Below are 17,611 nucleotides of genomic sequence, written 5' to 3' on the forward strand. Positions count from 1 at the left end.
TCGAAGACAGGCGTGTTTTGTGCCTTGTTTTCCTTGGATATGATTCTTCGTAGCGGAGAGGAGACTTGGTAAGGTATTAGTGAAAGACCAAGTCTATACAGGGAGGAAACGTTTTTATGTTTAGACAGACGAAATGGAGCACCGTGCTAAGCGTCCTGACGGCATGCTCGCTGCTAGCTGCATGCTCTTCGAACGGCGGCACTAATAGCTCGGCACCTTCAGCGGGAACGCAATCCGGTGACAAGCCAAAAGAAGCCAAGGTGGTCAAGCTGAAATTTTGGGGAGGGGTGCCGCCGGAAGCCGGGCCACAGCAGGTCATCGACAAATGGAACAAGGAGAACCCGAACATTCAGGTGGAGTATGTCAGGTATGTGAACGATGATCCCGGAAACCTGAAACTGGATACTGCACTCATGACCGGGCAGGGCGTCGATCTGTTTATGAGCTATTTTGTGCCTCGCCTGGAGAAAAGAGTGAGGTCCGGCAATGCGCTGGACCTGGGGCAATTCAGTGATTACAATATTGAGGCAAAAATCGGACCGGCAGCGAAAGATTGGCAAATCGACGGGAAAAATTACTCTATTCCGACAACAAAGAAAAATTTCTTTATCTGGCTTAATAAACAGGCTTTGGATGAGGTCGGCCTGCCAGTACCTACTGATTGGACTTGGGAAGATGTGCAGGCATATGCAGACAAATTGAAGAAGGGACAACGCCAAGGTTTCCTGCAGACGTTGACTGAATTCGATTATCCGATGGACGGATCGATCGAGGGTTCCGGCGGCAATGTGAAACCCGACGGAACGTCGAATTTAGGTGATCCCTACGCCAAGAAATATTTGGAAATTATGTATAATATGATGTTTAACCAGAAGAGTACACCGGCATTGGGTGAGCAAATCGCGAACAAGATGCCGACGGAAGCGGAATTTCTGAAAGGAAACGCTGGGATTTTTTATGCAGGGAGCTATATATTCCGATTTTCCAATAATTTGAAAGATTATCCGCGTGATTTCAAAATCGCATTTGCCCCTATGCCAAAAGTAAGCAAGGATCAGAGCCAATTCAAAGTACTCGGAGGCGTAGGCGATGCCCTTTCGATCAACGCCGCCTCTCCGTATAAGGAAGAAGCGTGGAAGTTTATGAAATGGTATGCGGACGGGGGGATCCTGCCGATGGCCGAGGGCGGACGAATTCCGGCTTCCAAAGAAATAGATAAAAATGCCGTTTCGCAATTGCTGACCAAAGGCGCGCAAGGAACTTACGATCTCGATTCAATGCAAAAGGTATTGTTCGATGATAACCGCGAAACGTTCGAGTTGAAGCTGGAGCAGCAGGTGATCGATATCCGCAAGGAAGAATACCAGAAATATTTCACCAAAGCCCAATCACTGGATGAAACGATAAACCGGATTGTAAAAAGGCACAATGATTATTTGACGCAGAAGAAAAAATAATCGTGGCGGGAGAAAGGCGCTGAAACGCCTTTCTCCTCTTACAGAACTTGGAGGCAAGATGATGAAACACTTCGAAAAACCGAACATCATTGAAATCATTGTGCATGATTTGGGTACAAGGCTCGGTTGCTATGGAGAAACAACGGTCGAGACGCCGAACTTGGATGCATTCGCAGGAGAAAGCATCCGATTTACGCATCATTTCAGTGCCTCGCCTTATTGCTGCCCGAGCAGAGGAAGTATAGTGACGGGGAAATACCCGCATGTGAACGGGTTGACCGGTTTGGTTCCCCTTGGATGGAACTTGCCTGACCACAATGTGACTTTGGCAAGGATTCTTAAAAGTGGCGGGTATGAAACGTATCTGTTCGGTCATCAGCATGAAGTTATCGATCGCGGGCAATACCAGGCGGATTTTGATTACATGAGCGACGAATCAACGATGAACTCCAATCTTATTGTCTCTGAGGTCAATCGTTTTCTAGCCGACCGACAACCATCCCCGGCAAAGCCGTTTTTTGCACGGATCGGTTTTTGGGAAGTTCATCGTCCGTATGAAGCTTATCCCAAAGGAGATCCTCTCTCAGTGGGCGTACCCGGTTATTTGGCGGATACCCCGGGAGCGCGTGAGGATCTGGCCATGTTTCACGGCTCTATTAAGCAAATGGATCAAGATATCGGACAAATATTGAACAACCTGGAGAAAGCGGGATTAAAGGACAATACCATTGTCGTATTCACTACGGATCATGGAATCGATTTTCCGCGAGCCAAAGGCACCCTGTATGACCCCGGAATTAACACAACCTTGCTCGTGAGATGGCCGCAAGTTTGCACGAATGGGAGGGTAGTCACGGATCTGCTGAGTAATATCGATCTCTTTCCAACGTTATTGGAAGCGGCAGGCATGCCCACCCCTAATGATATTCAAGGCCGATCATTTCTTCCACTCTTGCAAGGAGAAGAGTACACTCCCAGATCGTACATTTTTTCCGAGAAAAATGAGGTTGCTTCCGATTTGAAGCGTTGTGTGCGAACGAAGCGGCATAAATACATTCAAAACTTTCAGGAGGGACCGCTCCTGTATATGATGCCTAGTATGGAAGCCAGCTTGACGCGAAGAGATATGGGGAATGATCATTTCGCTCCCAGACCCCGCGTGGAGCTGTACGATTTGGATAGCGATCCTCTTGAATTCAATAACCTGGCGGGATTGCCTGAGGTTGCCCATATCGAAAAAACGCTCGCGGATCAGTTGCGCACGATTATGGAAGAAACCGCTGATTTTATATTGGCAGGTCCAATTGCTAGGCCTAAAGAGGAAGAAATCGTCCTTCGCGAAAAGTACACGCATATAAAAAACCATTCCTCTTATCCTCGCGAGGGATTGAGGCTCCCTATGGAATTGGAATAATTCTTTATCAATTCGGAGTATCGCACATATTACAGTACGACTCCATACAGCGGCGCGTCAAACGCTGATTTGTGCCATAAACATCAAGGATATGATCGTTCATACAGTTCGGATTTGCTGGTAGACTGACCGTGTAATGCAAATGAATAAACAAGGAGGACAGAAAACGATGAAATTGCAAAAGCTTAACCTCATGGTCAGCTCGCTGGCTGCCATATCCATGCTGACGGCTGCCTGCTCGAGCGGTAGCCAGGCACAGAAAGAAACGGCGCAGCAGCAAGCGGCCAAATCCGGGAAGCCGGTGCAGCTGAAGTTTTGGGGAGGGGTGCCGCCGGAGTCCGGCCCGCAGCAAGTAATCGACAATTGGAATAAAGAGCATCCGGACATTCAGGTGGAATACGTGCGGTACGTCAACGACGACCCTGGCAACTTGAAGCTCGATACGGCATTAATGACCGGGCAAGGCGTTGACCTGTACGTCAACTATTACGTGCCGCGTCTGGAGAAGCGTGTGAAGGCGGGCAACGCGCTCGATTTGAGCACGATGAAGGATTACGACGTCGACGCCAAAATCGGCGCCGAAGCCAAGGACTGGAAAATCGACAGCAAATATTACGCCATTCCTACCAAGAAAAACAACTATTTCATGTGGCTAAACAAAGACGCCTTTGATCAGGCGGGTATCCCGATACCTACCGAGTGGACGTGGGAAGATCTGCAAGCTTATGCCAAGAAGCTGAAGCAAGGTGACCGCTGGGGCATGCTGCAAACGCTGCTCGAATTCGACTATCCGATGGACGGCTCGATTGAAGGCTCCGGCGGGAATGTAAAAGCGGACGGCAGCTCCAACCTGGCCGACCCGAATGCCAAACGCTATTTGGAAATTATGTACAATATGATGCACGTCGATATGACGACTCCGACGATGGGCGAGCAAATTTCCAAGAAAATGCCGGTCGAGGCCGAGTTTTTGAAAGGCAACAGCGGGATCTTCTATGGAGGAGACTGGATTTTCCGGTTTGCCAACAATTTGAAGGATTACCCGCACAATTTTAAAATTGCGTTTGCTCCCTTGCCGAAGGTGTCGGCTAACCAAACCGGCTTCAAGTCGATGGGCGGCGTCGGCGATGCGATTTCGATCAACTCGGCGTCCCAGCATAAAGAGGAAGCATGGCAGTTTCTGAAATGGTACGCCGACGGCGGCATGCTGCCGATGGCGATGGGCGGCCGGGTGCCAGCTTCGTCCGCGATTGATCAAAGCGCCGTGCTCAAGCTGCTGACGACCGGGGCGGAGCAAACGTACGATAATGAATCGCTGAAAAAAGTTTTGTTTGATCCGAAGAAGGTAACGTTCCAGTTAAAACTGGATCAGCAGGTCATTGATGCGCGCAAGGAAGAGTATCAAAAATATTTCACCAAAACGCAGTCACTGGACGCTACGATGGACCGAATCGTCAAGCGGCATACCGATTTCCTGCAGCAAAATAAAAAATGAGGACGACCGCCATGAAACACAACTGGATGAAAAGACAACAAGCAATGGGCTACTTGTTCATCGCCCCCAACATGATCGGCGTCATACTGTTTTTCTTCGTGCCTGCGTTGTTCTCTCTGGTCATTTCGTTCACCGACTGGAAATTTACGAGCCATGAGGCGAATTTCATGGGCTTCGACAACTACCGACGGCTTTTCACGGACGAAGTGTTTTATGTCTCGTTAAAAAATACGCTGCTGTTTCTGGGAGCGGTTCCGATTTCTATCGCACTGGCCTTCTTGGTTGCGCTGGCGCTGAACCGCAGTGTGTATTTGAAGAGTCTGCTTCGCGCCATGTACTTTTTGCCGTATATTACAAGCGGCGTAGCCGTCGCTTTCGTATGGATGCTGTTGTTTGACTCGAAGCAAGGGCCGATCAACCATCTGCTCCGCTCGCTGGGAGTAACGAACCCTCCGGGTTGGTTTTCCACGGCGGAAACTCCGATGTACGCGTTTGATCTGATCTGGATCTGGTTTTTGCTCGGTTACAATATGATCATTTTCCTGACCGCGTTGCAGGAAGTTCCGCGCGAATTGCTGGAGGCGGCCAAGATCGACGGGGCGGGGCCGGTAAGAATTGTAAGGAGCGTCGTAGTGCCGCTGGTCAGCCCAACCACGTTTTTCCTGCTTGTCACTGGATTCATTACGACGATCAAGACGTTTGGCATCATTGAGGCGATCACCCACGGCGGGCCGGGCACGAGCAGTCATATTTTATCGTTATTTGTGTATAAAACCGCGTTCCGATATTACGAGATGGGCTACGCTTCGGCGATTTCGTGGGTGCTGTTTCTGATCATGATTATGATTACCGTTCTGCAGTGGTATGGGCAAAAGAGGTGGGTTCATTATTAATACGAGCGGATTGAGACTGACTAAAATAGCGATCACCGTCGTTATGCTGGCCTTGGGGATCACGATGATTTTCCCTTACCTGTGGATGATCAGCACCTCCATCAAACGGCCGGATGAGGTATTCATCTACCCCGTACAACTGATCCCGAAGGTTCCGGTCCTGGAGCATCATATTACGGTGTGGACCGGCAAAGACAGCTTTTTGCCTTATTATTTGAATTCGCTGAAGGTCGCCTTTCTGAGCATGGGCGGAGCGGTGCTGCTGTCGGCGTTTGCCGCGTACGGCTTCGCACGCATCGAGTTCAAAGGCCGCGATTCGCTGTTTTTCCTTTATTTGACGGCCATGATGATTCCGCCGCAAATTTTGTTCGTGCCGAAATTTATCATGTTCGACTGGGCGGGCATTTACAACACGCATTGGGCGCTCATTCTGCCCGGCTGGTTTACGATTTTCGGGGTGTTCATGATACGGCAGTTTTTGCTCGGCATCCCGAAAGATTTGACCGAAGCGGCGATGATGGACGGCGCGGGCCACATCAAGATCTTTTTCCGGCTTATGCTGCCGCTTATCAAGCCCGCGCTGGCGACGTTGGCGATTATCGATTTTTCGTGGCACTGGAACGATTATGAGAATGCGCTTGTGTTCCTGCTCGATAAAAATCTGTATACCGTACCGCTTGGGCTGCAAAATTTCATCGACGAAAACTACGTGGACTACAACAAGATGATGGCGGCCGCCAGTGCGGCAATGATCCCGATGATCGTGCTGTTTTTTATCGGGCAGAAGTACATTATCCAGAGCGTCACAAGCACTTCGGTAAAAGGTTGAGCTAACCTGACAAATCACAGGGAATATCCCTTCATGGAGGTAGAATACATTGCGTTCAGAGACAGTACATTCGGATATTACGGTGATTGGCGGTGGGCTTTCCGGCGTATGCGCCGCCGTGGCGGCGGCCAGGCTTGGCAGCAAGGTAGCACTGGTGCAAAACCGTCCTGTATTGGGCGGTAATTCAAGCAGTGAAATCCGGGTTTGGGTGTGCGGCGCGACAGGACACGGCGTTAACAGGTACAGCCGGGAAACAGGGATTATGGGGGAGATGTTCCTCGAGAATCAATATACGAATCCGGAAGGAAATCCGTATTATTGGGATATTATTGTTTTGGAAACAGTTCGTAACGAACCGAATATCCAATTGTTTTTGAATACCGATGTACACGAGGTTGAAACCGATACTGACGGAGAGGATCAAAAGATACGTTCCGTTACAGGCTGGATGATGGGCTCTGAACGCCGAATCCGCTTTGAAAGCCCGGTATTTCTTGATTGCAGCGGCGACGGGCTGATCGGATTTCTGGCCGGGGCTAAATTTCAGCTTGGCCGGGAAGCCAAGCATGAGTACAACGAGGCATGGGGACAGGAGGTAGCGGACGATATACAGCTGGGCAGCACCCTGCTCTTCTATACCAAGGACGTGGGTTTCCCTGTTAAATATGTTGCCCCAAGCTTCGCCAAGGATATCACCCAGACGCCGATTCCAATGCAACGTGTCATTCAAAGCGGCGATTCAGGCTGTTTCTATTGGTGGATCGAATTTGGCGGCGAGATGGATATCGCCCATGATAACGAGAGTATCCGCGACGAGCTGCAATCGGTTATTTACGGCATCTGGGACTACATTAAAAATTCAGGAAACTATCAAGCTGATAACCTGACGTTGGAATGGGTCGGTAATTTGCCGGGTAAACGGGAGTACCGCAGATTTATCGGCGATTATGTATACAATCAGAACGATATTGAGGGACAAGTCGAGTTTGAGGACCGCGTCACCTTCGGAGGCTGGTCCATTGACCTTCATGATCCAAAAGGCATGTACGGCGAAGTTGGTTCCAAACATCTCCAGCCTAAAGGTATTTACCATATTCCGTTCCGGTCGCTTTACTCAGTTAATGTGCCGAATCTGCTGTTTGCCGGCCGCAATTTTAGCGCGACGCATGTCGCTTTTGGAGGCACACGCGTGCAGGGCACTTGCGCTACAATGGGCGAAGCGGCGGGCACGGCTGCATCGCTGTGCGTGCTTAAAGGCGTATCGCCACGCGAGCTGCACCGCAGCCACCTGCAGGAGCTGCAGATGACGCTGCTGCGGCAGGATGCCTCCATGATCGGGCTGTCGCTGCCGATCGAAGGCAACCTTGCACCGCTCGCTAAGGTGTCGGCGTCGAGTACGATGGACGTGATTGCCAGCGAAAGGCCGGATCAGGCATTTAAGCTGCATACCGATCTCGGTTTCACGTTCCCGGTCGACCCATCCCTCGGCACCATTGAGCTGCTGCTCGATGTCGATGCACCGACGGTGCTGGAGGTTGAGGTATGGGATACGGGGCGCGGTGAAAATTATATTCCGGCGACGCTTCAAACCCGCGATGAAATCAGGCTGGAGCCGGGGACAGGGAAATGGGCGACGTTCCTTCTTCCGTGGGAGCCGGGCCGGCCGCAGAACGCTTTTGTTATCATCAAGGAAAATCCGCTTGTCTCCGTTCATTTGTCCACGCAGCCGGTCAGCGGCGTCCTGACATATGTGCGCGAGAAGGGGCTTAACGTCGAGCGCGGCATCGAAGGGCTCGATCCGAACGAGCCGGTAGTCATGTGGAATATGAAAAGCGTCCTGCGCAAGGTCATCTGCTTCCGTGCCGCTACCGCGGCATATTCGCCGGATAAAACAACCGACGGCTTCCTGCGTCCTTATGCCGGCCCGCACATGTGGGCATCTCAGCCGATGCAGCCCGGAGGGAACGAATGGCTGGAGTTTGCTTGGGACTCGGAAGTTACTGTACAGGAGATCCAGCTTGTTCTCAACGACGATGTTAATGAAGATTTGATTAACCTGCATCATCATCGCACGCCGTTTGAAATTATGCCGCAGCTAGTCAAAGATTTCAGTATTCAAGTCAAAGAAGTTGATGCATGGACCGAGATTTACCGTGAATCCGGCAACCGCCGCCGGATGGTCAAATGCCAAGTGCCGGCTGTCCAAGCCACGCAGCTGCGCATTGTGGTAGAGAGCACCAACGGCGGGGAACGGGCTGAAGTTTCGGAAGTCAGAATATTTTGACATTTAACATTATTTCTAACTCGGAGAGGAAGCTTGCAATGAGCAATAAAATGATGCGCGCCGCCGTTATGGACCGGCCTTTGTCGATTGCGGTGCAGTCGGTGGAAATCCCCCGGCCCAAGCCGGATGAGGCGCTTGTGAGAGTTCGCTGTATCGGCGTATGCGGTTCGGATTTGCACTACTATGAACGCGGCAGAATCGGCCGTTACGTGGTAACGAAGCCGATTATTCTCGGCCACGAGTTGGCCGGCGATGTGGTGGAGGTCGGCAGCGAAGTCGCCAATGTCGCGGCGGGCGACCGGGTTGCGGTCGAACCCGGCGTTACGTGCGGACGCTGCGCTTACTGCAAGTCGGGCCGGTACAATTTGTGCCCGGACGTCGTGTTTATGGCAACACCGCCTGTGGACGGCGCTTGGGCGGAATACATCACGATCCGCAGCGATTTTTTGTTCAAGCTGCCGGATACGGTCAGCTATGAGGAAGGCGCGCTGCTGGAGCCGCTGTCCGTCGGCATTCACGCGATGAAGCGGGCACAGGCGGGACCGGGCGACCGAGTGTTCATCTCGGGCCTCGGGCCGATCGGTCTGCTTGCCGGTGCAGCCGCCAAGCTGTTCGGCGTAACCGACATCACGGCAAGCGAGGTTATCGCCGAACGGCGGGGCCTCGCAGGCCGCATGGGCATCGACCGGGTGCTCGATCCCAGCGACGCGGACGCTTTTGCTGCGGCGATGTCGGAGCAGGGAGGTTACGATGTGGTCGTGGAGTCGTCCGGCAACGGCGCGGCGATTCGCCATACGGTCGCGGCGGCCCGGCGCGGGGGACGGATCGTGCTGATCGGCCTGCCGTCCGTTGACGACATTCCGCTGAATGTGCCGCAAATCATCGACAACGAAATCGATGTGCGGGGAGTTTTCCGTTACGCCAATACGTATGAAACCGCCATCCGCGCTTTGGGCAGCGCCCCGTGCGACATTCGCACGATCATCACTCACCGTTTTCCGCTGGAGCAAATTAAGGAAGCGATGGAGCTGGCGAGATTGGAAAAGCAAAGCTGCGTGAAGGTGATGATTTACCCCGGTGAGATGACGGAGTAGTTTTCAGGGAGGCGAGGGTCAAAGAAATGGCATTAATCGGACCTTCCGTGATGTGTGCGGATTGGGGCAATTTACAAGAAAACATGGAGATGCTGGAACGGGGCGGCGTGGATTTTTACCATTTTGACATTATGGACGGGAGTTTCGTGCCGAATTTTACGATGGGACCGGATTTGCTGAAGGCATTGCGGCCGTACAGCGGCAAAGCGTTCGATATCCACTTGATGGTGCAGGAGCCGGAGAGGTATATCGGCATGTTCGCCGAAGCGGGGGCAGATTGGATTACGGTTCATGCGGAATCCAAAGTCCACCTGCAGCGAGCCTTGCAGTATATCCGCAAGCTCGGTTTAAAGGCGGGAGTCGCGCTGAATCCGTCGACGCCGCTGTCGGCGCTTGATTATGTGCTGGACGACCTGGATCACGTCTGCCTGATGACCGTCAATCCCGGGTTTGCCGGACAAGCGTTTATTCCGAGCATGTACCGGAAGATTGAGGATCTCCGCAAAGTGATCGATGCCAGCGGAGCTCCAATTGACATTCAAGTCGATGGAAATATCGGCTATAACACAATTCCGAAAGTCATTGAATGCGGTGCTTCCATGCTCGTATGCGGCACGTCCAGCTTGTTTAATTCCGCTGACTTGGAAGCCAACGCTCTACAATTAATCGAATACGTAAATAAACAAAGTCGCAAGACTTCGTAAAAGAAGGAATTGTTCCATGATCACGGTACTTGGCAGCTTAAATATGGATATCGTCGCCCGGGTCGACCGCTACCCGGTTCGCGGAGAAACGAAGTTTGGCCGCAGCGTAGAGCTGCTGGCCGGAGGGAAAGGGGCCAATCAAGCCGCCGCCTGCGGCAGGTTAGGTAAAAAAGCGGTGCTGATCGGCTGCGTAGGCCATGATCTTTTTGGCGAAAAGCTGCTTTGTTCCCTGCAGGATTGCGGAGTGGATACGCAATGGGTGAAAGTGACGGCGGAAGCGCCGACCGGAACTACGGTCGCTACCGTGGACAGCGCCGCGGAGAATACATTAATTGTGGCGATAGGAGCAAACCGCTTGCTTACAATTGAGGACGTCGAAGCGGGCATGGAGCGGATCCGGCAAAGCACGGTGCTGCTGGTGCAGATGGAAATTCCGCACGAAACGGCGTTATATGCGATGAGAAAAGCGCGGGAGCATGGCGTGTTCGTGATTTTGGATCCCGCTCCTGCCGATGGAGTGACCGCCGATATGCTAGTGTATGCCGATCTGGTTACGCCCAACAAGCAGGAGGTCGGCATGATCGCCGGAATCGACGTCATGGACGATGAGACGGCGGCAGCTGCCGCGAACTGGTTTGCACAAGCCGGCGTGCCAAACTGCATCATTAAAATGGGCGAGAATGGCTCATTGCTTTATGCGAACGGCGAATTCACGCGTATTCCGGGCATTCCGGTTCAAGCCGTCGATACGATTGGCGCGGGGGATTCGTTTGCGGGAGCGCTGGCTACGGCAATCGATGACGGAGCGTCTTTGACGGAAGCGGCAGCGTTTGCGGCCGCCGTCAGCGCGTTAAAGGTGACCAGAGCGGGGGCGCAGACCGGGCTGCCGACCCGGGAAGAACTCGAAGTTTTTTGCCAAGAGCGAAATATTGCGTTATATCGGACTTAACGCAGCGACATTTCAAAGCAATAAACGAAAGGTAACCGTCGTTCACAAATTTCCTTTACTATGAACTTGCCAACAAATCTAGCAAAAAGTTATAATTTTGAGAGAACGATGCTAGATATGGAGGCTCTGAATATGATGGTAGACGACGAACATGTAAACGACAAGCCGATCAGTCGGCGCCAATTGCTTGTATCGCTTGGTGCGGCGGGGATTGCCGCGGCTGCGGGTGCGGTATTTCCGAATGAGGTTATGGCGGCTACGACAGATTCCGTATATTTTAACGTCAAGGATTACGGCGCCAAGGGCACAGGCCGGATGGGAGAAAATGATGCGGTATTTATTCAATCGGCCATTGACGCAGCTTCCCCAACGGGCGGGACTGTATTTTTGCCGCCGGGAAAATATAACATCAAATCTGCGATTCAGCTGAAATCGAATGTGCGGCTGCTTGGCGCAGGGGCGGAAGCATCGGTCATTAAGATCGATTACGATGCCAACGGGATCAGCATGGTGTCCAGCTTGTCCGAGATCAACTATTTTGCCGTCGAGCATCTGACTTTCGAAGGTACGGGTGTTCCGACGGGATCGTCCAGCTATATTCAAACCGAACGCGGCATCTTGCTGCAGGGCGTCAAAAACGGTCTGATTGCGAACTGCATTTTTAAAACGATCGTCAACGGTGTTCATTTAAATAATACAACTAACGTAACCGTTACAGGATGTACGTTCCGGAACGTGATCGGAGACGGAGCCAACGAGGGTATCGGCGTGCTTTGCCAATCCGGAAGCAGCGTACTGATCGAAGGCAACCGCTTCAAAAACGTTTATAAAAGCGGCGTTCAACTGCAAGGCGGCTGCTCGTCCGCGATCATTACCGGCAACTGGTTTGACGGCTGCCGCAGCGCGGCGGTAAACGTAATGGCTACGGAAACGTCTTGCTCCGAAAACATCATTGCCGGCAATACGATCACGAGTTCGGAAACCGACAGCGCGGGTCCGTACGGGATCTTTTTATCCGGCTACTGCGTCGGGAATACAATTGCCGGCAATCTGATCTCCAAAGCGACTAAAGCCGGAATCAGAGCGGCAGGAGCTGCATCTGCGGAAACAGAACGGCCGACGGCAAACAAAATAATCGGCAATACGCTGAAGGCGGTGCCAACCGGCGTCGAGCTGCTTAATGCGGATGACAATACGGTGACTAACAACGATTTTCGCAACGTGGATGACGGGGTCGTAATTGACGCATCGGCTGACGGAGTTGGCGGGTACAGCCGCCGGAACTACGCGGTGAATAACGGATTTTTCCAATTCGCCAAAAACGCGGTCCGCATCGTTTCTTCGCGTTGTGAAGCGAACGGAGCCTTCGGCAATTTCGGTTCCGGCAGCGGCGCCAACTTGACTGACAAGGGTACCGGCACGGCGACGGTAGGATTTTAGCAAGCTCATATACAGTGCAAAAGAGCCTTTGCTCCGGTTATCCCGGGCAAAGGCTTTTTCTTGCGATTGGCGAGGCTGTCTTGAGATGTGCGCTTGATATGCCGGGGATTCTTCCCGCTTGTACAACCATGTCGCGATCCTGCTTCTAGCGTTCAAAAGGGACCCGATGTTCATTAAGGTGCCGGAGTCCGTCGCGATTTTGGACCAGATGTGCAAAAGCAGCTACCGCACTATAGGGCCTTCACTTCCGCCTAATGGGCGGGATGAAACGGAGGGGAATTGCTGCTGCTTGCTAAAAAAGGTACGGGATATCGTGTTCGGAGGTTTCCGCGGCTGCTGCGACCTCCCGGATGCATTCCGGCGTATCGTTGCGCACGCTGCCGACCAGCGAAGAGACCGGATAGGCGCGCATAAGCTCTTCGGGATAAGGCTTGAGCAGCGACTGCAGCAGCTTGCTGTCCTGATTGCGCCTATCGAGCCATACCTGCTCGTCCTCGCGGCGCAAAATGGCCGGCATCCGATCGTGAATCCCGGCCATCAAGCCGTTTGAAGGCACAGTTATGATCGTGCAGGTGCTTAGCTTGCTGCCATCGGGAGCGATCCAGGTATCGTATAACCCGGCCATCGCAAACAGGCCTTCGTCTTTCAGCACGATACGCATCGGCTGCTTGTCCTTGCCCGTGCGTTTCCATTCATAGAAGCCGTCGGCGGGGATCAGGCACCGCTTGCGCTGAAAAGGGAGACGGTACGCCGGTTTATCCGCGATCGTCTCCGCCCGGGCATTCATCATACGCGCGCCGGACTTATCGTCCTTGGACCAGCTTGGCACCAGCCCCCACTTCAGCTCGCCAAGCCGGTTTTTTTCCCCGTCGTGGATGATCGCCAGCACCATCTGACCCGGCGCTACGTTGTATTTGGGTGTGTGATAAGCCGGAAAAGAATCGTCCAGCAAAAAACGCAGCATCATTTCTTCCAATGTTAACGTGATCGTGTATCTGCCGCACATCGCATCTCGCCTCCAGTACGCTTATTATACAAGAAACGAAGCGGGCTGCGAAAGCCGGGAGGGGACCGCCGTTTGGGATGCCGCGGCGGGTGGCATAGACGTAAGCGCCCTAATGCGCGCAAAAACGGCTGGCAGTGAGGCCGCCAGCCGTAGTTTTTTTAGGCAAATTTCGTGCGCATGACCCGCATCACGTTTAAGACGGCAATGACCGTAACGCCAACATCGGAGAACACCGCTTCCCACATGGTGGCGTATCCGAAGGCGCCAAACAGCAGGAAGATCCCCTTTACTCCCAATGCAAAAATAATGTTTTGCCAAACGATCGTGCGTGTTCGCTTGGCGATGTGAATGGCCGTGGCGATTTTGGACGGTTCATCCGTCATAATAACGATATCAGCCGCTTCGATCGCGGCATCGGAACCGAGCCCGCCCATCGCGGCGCCAATGTCGGCTCTGGCCAATACGGGCGTGTCGTTGATGCCGTCGCCGACAAAAACGATTTTTTCCTTCGGCGATTTTTGCCGGTCAAGCTTTTCAATTTCCTCGACTTTGTGCTGGGGCAGCAATTCCGCACGGACCTCGTCAAGCCCCAGCTTGTGCGCCACGGCTTCGCCGACGGCTTTGACATCGCCGGTCAGCATGACCGTTTTGCGAATGCCAAGCTGCTTCAAGGAACGAATCGCCTGTGCGGCGTCTTCTTTTACTTCGTCGGAAATGACCAGGTAACCGGCATAACGCCCTTCCACCGCTACATGCACAATCGTCCCGCCCGCCTTCGGTTCGCTGAATGCGATCTGCCACAGTTTCATCAGCTTGCCGTTGCCCGCCAAAATCTGCTTGCCGTCCCATACGGTAACGATGCCGTGACCGGATATTTCATTGTACTGCTGCAAGCTGCCGGCTTCCAGCGGCTTGCCGTATGCGGCTCTGATTGACTCGCCGATCGGGTGGGTGGAGTGCTGTTCGGCTGCCGCGGCGTATTCCAACAGCTGCTCTGCGGCAATCTGCGGTGCCGGGTATATGCCTGTCACTTGAAAAGCGCCCTTGGTTAACGTGCCTGTTTTGTCAAATACGACATATTTGACGTTATTTAATGCCTCTAAATAATTGCTGCCTTTGACCAAAATGCCGTTTTTGGAAGCTGCGCCGATGCCCCCGAAAAATCCGAGCGGGATCGATACGACCAGCGCGCACGGGCAAGAGATAACAAGAAAGATCAGCGCCCGGTATATCCAATCCGAGAATGACGCGCCATTAAGCACAAGCGGAGGGACTACGGCCAGCAGCAGCGCAACGATCACGACAGCCGGCGTATAATAACGGGCGAATTTCGTAATGAATTTCTCTGTAGGCGCTTTTTTGCCGCTGGCGTTTTGCACCAAATCCAAAATCTTCGAGGCGGTTGATTCGCCGAAATTTTTGGTCACTTCTACGGTAAGCAGCCCGTTTTTGTTGATAAAACCGCTCAGCACGTCGCTGCCTGCCGCAACCTCCCGGGGCACCGACTCGCCGGTGAGCGCCGACGTATCGACAAATGATGCTCCTTCGATGACTTTGCCGTCCAAGGGCACTTTCTCGCCGGGCTTTACGACGATAAGCTCCCCGATGCCTACTTCTTCGGGAGATACGCGTTGCGTTCCGTCTTCGGTTTTCAGATTGGCGTAATCCGGACGAATGTCCATCAGCTCGCTGATCGATTTGCGGGAACGGTTGACGGCAATGCCCTGAAACAGCTCGCCCAGCTGATAAAATAGCATAACCGCGACGCCTTCGGGGTACTGCTGAACCGCAAACGCGCCAATCGTCGCCACGGCCATCAAAAAGTATTCGTCAAACACTTGGCCGCGCACGATATTCCTCGCCGCTTGCCATACGATGTCCCCGCCGACGACCAGGTAGGCGATCAGGAAGATCGCCAGCTCGGCCCAGCCGTGCACCGGCGCAAGCAGTCCGGCCGCGGTGATCGCTGCGCCGACAGCTAAACGAACGACCAATTTGCGCATGCCGGCGCTGCCGTGGTCATGTGTGTGACCTGCATGGTCGTGGTCTCCGTGGCTATGGTCGTCGTGCTCATGACCTCCATGGCTGTGGTCATGCCCTTGATGGGTATGCTGCTTATGGACGTGAGTCCCATGCCCGGCTGCATCTTTATGTTCGCCGCGGGTGCTGCCCTGAGCGTTGAAACCGGCGTGTGCATCATCGTGATGCGGGCTGAGACGTTTGTGTTCATGAGCTTGCATTACTTCATCGGAATGATGACGGGTATGTTCGCCGTGTTCGTGATGATGCTGTTGATCCTGCAGTTGGTATTCCCGCGCCTGCTTGCCGGCAACCCGGTGTTTCGGGACGGATGCGCCGATTTTGGGACGTACCCGCCCTTTTTCCCATATTCTAATGTGAGGCTCCAGCATATGCACCTTTTTCTTCGCCTCGGCAATGGCGGCCTCGGCTTCGTCCGGGGTCGTTTCCATAGTTAGCGTTTTAGTCACAAAATTAACGGAGCACGCGGAGACGCCTTGTATTTTTTTGACGCCATTTTCAATTTTAAGCGCGCAATTCGCACAATCCAGTCCGTCGAGTATAAGTTCTTTCTTTACTTTCTCCTGTGCAGCGGCCATTATTCTCTCCCCTTAATGTCCGATTAATATATGAGCAATCATTCATATGTTTATTATATTCAGTTGCTTTGCTTTGTGTCAACATGTCATATACGCTAATTTGCAAAATCGGAAGCATTTCTATAAGCTGAACAGATGAGTGGGAGAACGGGAAAAGTTTTTTGTTTGCTAATAGTAATGATTTCGTTTTATCCAAAGCTCGGCTATAATAGATATAAATGACGTACTACAAGAGAGGTGTAGGGATGGCGCAACAAGTCAATACGGTGGAAGAATGCGATACAACCTGTCCCGGCACGGAGGCGGACTTGAACCATATCAGGGCGGTGATGATGGGGGGAGATACGGCGGCGCAAATGGCCGATTGGTTTAAAGCGTTCAGCGACCCGACGCGAATCCGGCTCATTGACGCTTTGCTGCAGAAGGAGCTGTGCGTGCACGATCTTACTGTGCTGCTCGACATGGGGCAGTCTGCGATTTCCCATCAGCTTCGTTTCTTGCGCAATATGCGGATCGTCAAACGGCGCAAGCAAGGGAAGACGGTGTTTTACTCGCTGGACGACGCGCATATCGAACAAATTTTTCTGCAGACCCGCCAGCATATTAGCCACGGGTAACCAACGGTGTTCACACCGGCCGCACTGCCGTTAACAAACACAAAATCGGTCCTATACGCGGTTGCGTAAGGGCCGATTTTTATGAATAAAGTAAGCACTATATTAAAGCGATAAAGCGCGAATTGAATTTTCTGCTCGACCTCCATTCGTTTAGCCGGTTACGGATGAATAGGTTCCTTTTTACAGATTATAATCATGTTCAATTTCCTGCAAAATGCCTTATACCGGTTATTTCGCAGCGATTTCATGTACATCAGTGTAATCTAATGGAGGAAGAACAATGGGAAAAATCGCGATGATTGCGGCGTTATGTTTGTTGTGCATGTTCCCGGCTGCGGCAAGTGGAGCGCAGAGTGATAATTGCAAGTTTCTTGACGGCATATTTCACGGACACGTCAAACAGTCGGGGGAGATATGTCAAGTTGCCGTTCCCCGCAAATTGCCGCTGCTGCTGATGGGGACAAAAGTGGCTCCGGAAATGGCCGATATTGAGTTTGGGGCGAACTTTGAGCCTGCAGGCGGGAAAACCGCGCTGATCGGTGAGTTTGCTCTTCTTCCTGAAGAAGTCAATCCGGTGATCGATGCGCTGCGAAAAGGCGGGGTGGAGGTGTCTGCGATCCATAATCATATGATCGGCGAGCAGCCGCGGCTGTTGTTCCTCCATTTTCAGAGCGTCGGCGAGCTGGGAGCTTTGGCAAACACGGTGAAGTCGGCTATCGAAGCGGCGGGCAAAGCCACCCGGCCGGAATGAACCAGGAGCGTTTATCGTGACCTTCTCGACCGATCATCCCCAGGAAGCGCAGCAACATCC

The 17,611-nt window shown here is 52.7% G+C and carries 14 protein-coding genes; 12 read left to right on the forward strand and 2 right to left on the reverse strand.

Going from position 1 to position 17,611, the window contains the following annotated elements; translation table 11 throughout:
• Nucleotides 1-116: 116 nt before the first annotated feature.
• From EYB31_RS16055 to EYB31_RS16100, 10 genes are all read left to right on the forward strand, one after another.
• Complete coding sequence (locus tag EYB31_RS16055; RefSeq protein WP_131014373.1) at nt 117-1,457, forward strand: ABC transporter substrate-binding protein; 1,341 nt, start codon at nt 117-119, stop codon at nt 1,455-1,457.
• 61 nt (nt 1,458-1,518) lie between these two features.
• The gene (locus EYB31_RS16060) at nt 1,519-2,871 is read left to right on the forward strand and encodes a sulfatase family protein (protein WP_240762520.1); all 1,353 of its coding nucleotides are present in this window, start codon (nt 1,519-1,521) and stop codon (nt 2,869-2,871) included.
• A 169-nt stretch (nt 2,872-3,040) separates the two neighbouring features.
• Nucleotides 3,041-4,366 (forward strand): ABC transporter substrate-binding protein, encoded by a 1,326-nt coding sequence (locus tag EYB31_RS16065; RefSeq protein ID WP_131014375.1) that lies wholly within the window; start codon nt 3,041-3,043, stop codon nt 4,364-4,366.
• A gap of 26 nt (nt 4,367-4,392) precedes the next feature.
• On the forward strand, nt 4,393-5,259 hold the full coding sequence (locus tag EYB31_RS16070; protein ID WP_338119949.1) for a carbohydrate ABC transporter permease: 867 nt from the start codon (nt 4,393-4,395) through the stop codon (nt 5,257-5,259).
• A gap of 10 nt (nt 5,260-5,269) precedes the next feature.
• Entirely contained in the window at nt 5,270-6,088 is an 819-nt protein-coding gene (locus tag EYB31_RS16075) for a carbohydrate ABC transporter permease (RefSeq protein WP_240762483.1), read from the forward strand.
• 49 nt (nt 6,089-6,137) lie between these two features.
• Complete coding sequence (locus EYB31_RS16080) at nt 6,138-8,372, forward strand: FAD-dependent oxidoreductase (RefSeq protein ID WP_131014378.1); 2,235 nt, start codon at nt 6,138-6,140, stop codon at nt 8,370-8,372.
• Nucleotides 8,373-8,410: 38 nt separating this feature from the next.
• On the forward strand, nt 8,411-9,466 hold the full coding sequence (locus EYB31_RS16085) for an NAD(P)-dependent alcohol dehydrogenase (protein ID WP_131014379.1): 1,056 nt from the start codon (nt 8,411-8,413) through the stop codon (nt 9,464-9,466).
• A 26-nt stretch (nt 9,467-9,492) separates the two neighbouring features.
• On the forward strand, nt 9,493-10,170 hold the full coding sequence (rpe, locus tag EYB31_RS16090) for a ribulose-phosphate 3-epimerase (protein WP_131014380.1): 678 nt from the start codon (nt 9,493-9,495) through the stop codon (nt 10,168-10,170).
• A 16-nt stretch (nt 10,171-10,186) separates the two neighbouring features.
• A complete protein-coding gene (rbsK, locus tag EYB31_RS16095) occupies nt 10,187-11,119 on the forward strand; it encodes a ribokinase (RefSeq protein WP_131014381.1) in 933 nt (310 codons plus the stop codon).
• A gap of 132 nt (nt 11,120-11,251) precedes the next feature.
• Entirely contained in the window at nt 11,252-12,559 is a 1,308-nt protein-coding gene (locus EYB31_RS16100) for a right-handed parallel beta-helix repeat-containing protein (protein WP_165452447.1), read from the forward strand.
• A 292-nt stretch (nt 12,560-12,851) separates the two neighbouring features.
• On the opposite strand, the gene EYB31_RS16105 is transcribed toward EYB31_RS16100, so the two are convergent.
• Together EYB31_RS16105 and EYB31_RS16110 are read right to left on the reverse strand one after the other, a co-directional pair.
• The gene (locus EYB31_RS16105) at nt 12,852-13,565 is read right to left on the reverse strand and encodes an SOS response-associated peptidase (RefSeq protein ID WP_131014383.1); all 714 of its coding nucleotides are present in this window, start codon (nt 13,563-13,565) and stop codon (nt 12,852-12,854) included.
• Between the two features lie 158 nt (nt 13,566-13,723).
• Complete coding sequence (locus EYB31_RS16110; RefSeq protein WP_131014384.1) at nt 13,724-16,183, reverse strand: heavy metal translocating P-type ATPase; 2,460 nt, start codon at nt 16,181-16,183, stop codon at nt 13,724-13,726.
• A gap of 245 nt (nt 16,184-16,428) precedes the next feature.
• Here EYB31_RS16110 and EYB31_RS16115 point away from each other — a divergent pair, with 245 nt between their 5' ends.
• Together EYB31_RS16115 and EYB31_RS16120 are read left to right on the forward strand one after the other, a co-directional pair.
• On the forward strand, nt 16,429-16,800 hold the full coding sequence (locus EYB31_RS16115) for an ArsR/SmtB family transcription factor (RefSeq protein ID WP_131014385.1): 372 nt from the start codon (nt 16,429-16,431) through the stop codon (nt 16,798-16,800).
• 280 nt (nt 16,801-17,080) lie between these two features.
• Complete coding sequence (locus tag EYB31_RS16120; protein ID WP_131014386.1) at nt 17,081-17,551, forward strand: DUF1259 domain-containing protein; 471 nt, start codon at nt 17,081-17,083, stop codon at nt 17,549-17,551.
• Nucleotides 17,552-17,611: the final 60 nt, after the last annotated feature.

It is taken from the genome of Paenibacillus thalictri (genome assembly GCF_004307995.1).
GTDB classification, from domain to species: domain Bacteria; phylum Bacillota; class Bacilli; order Paenibacillales; family NBRC-103111; genus Paenibacillus_AF; species Paenibacillus_AF thalictri.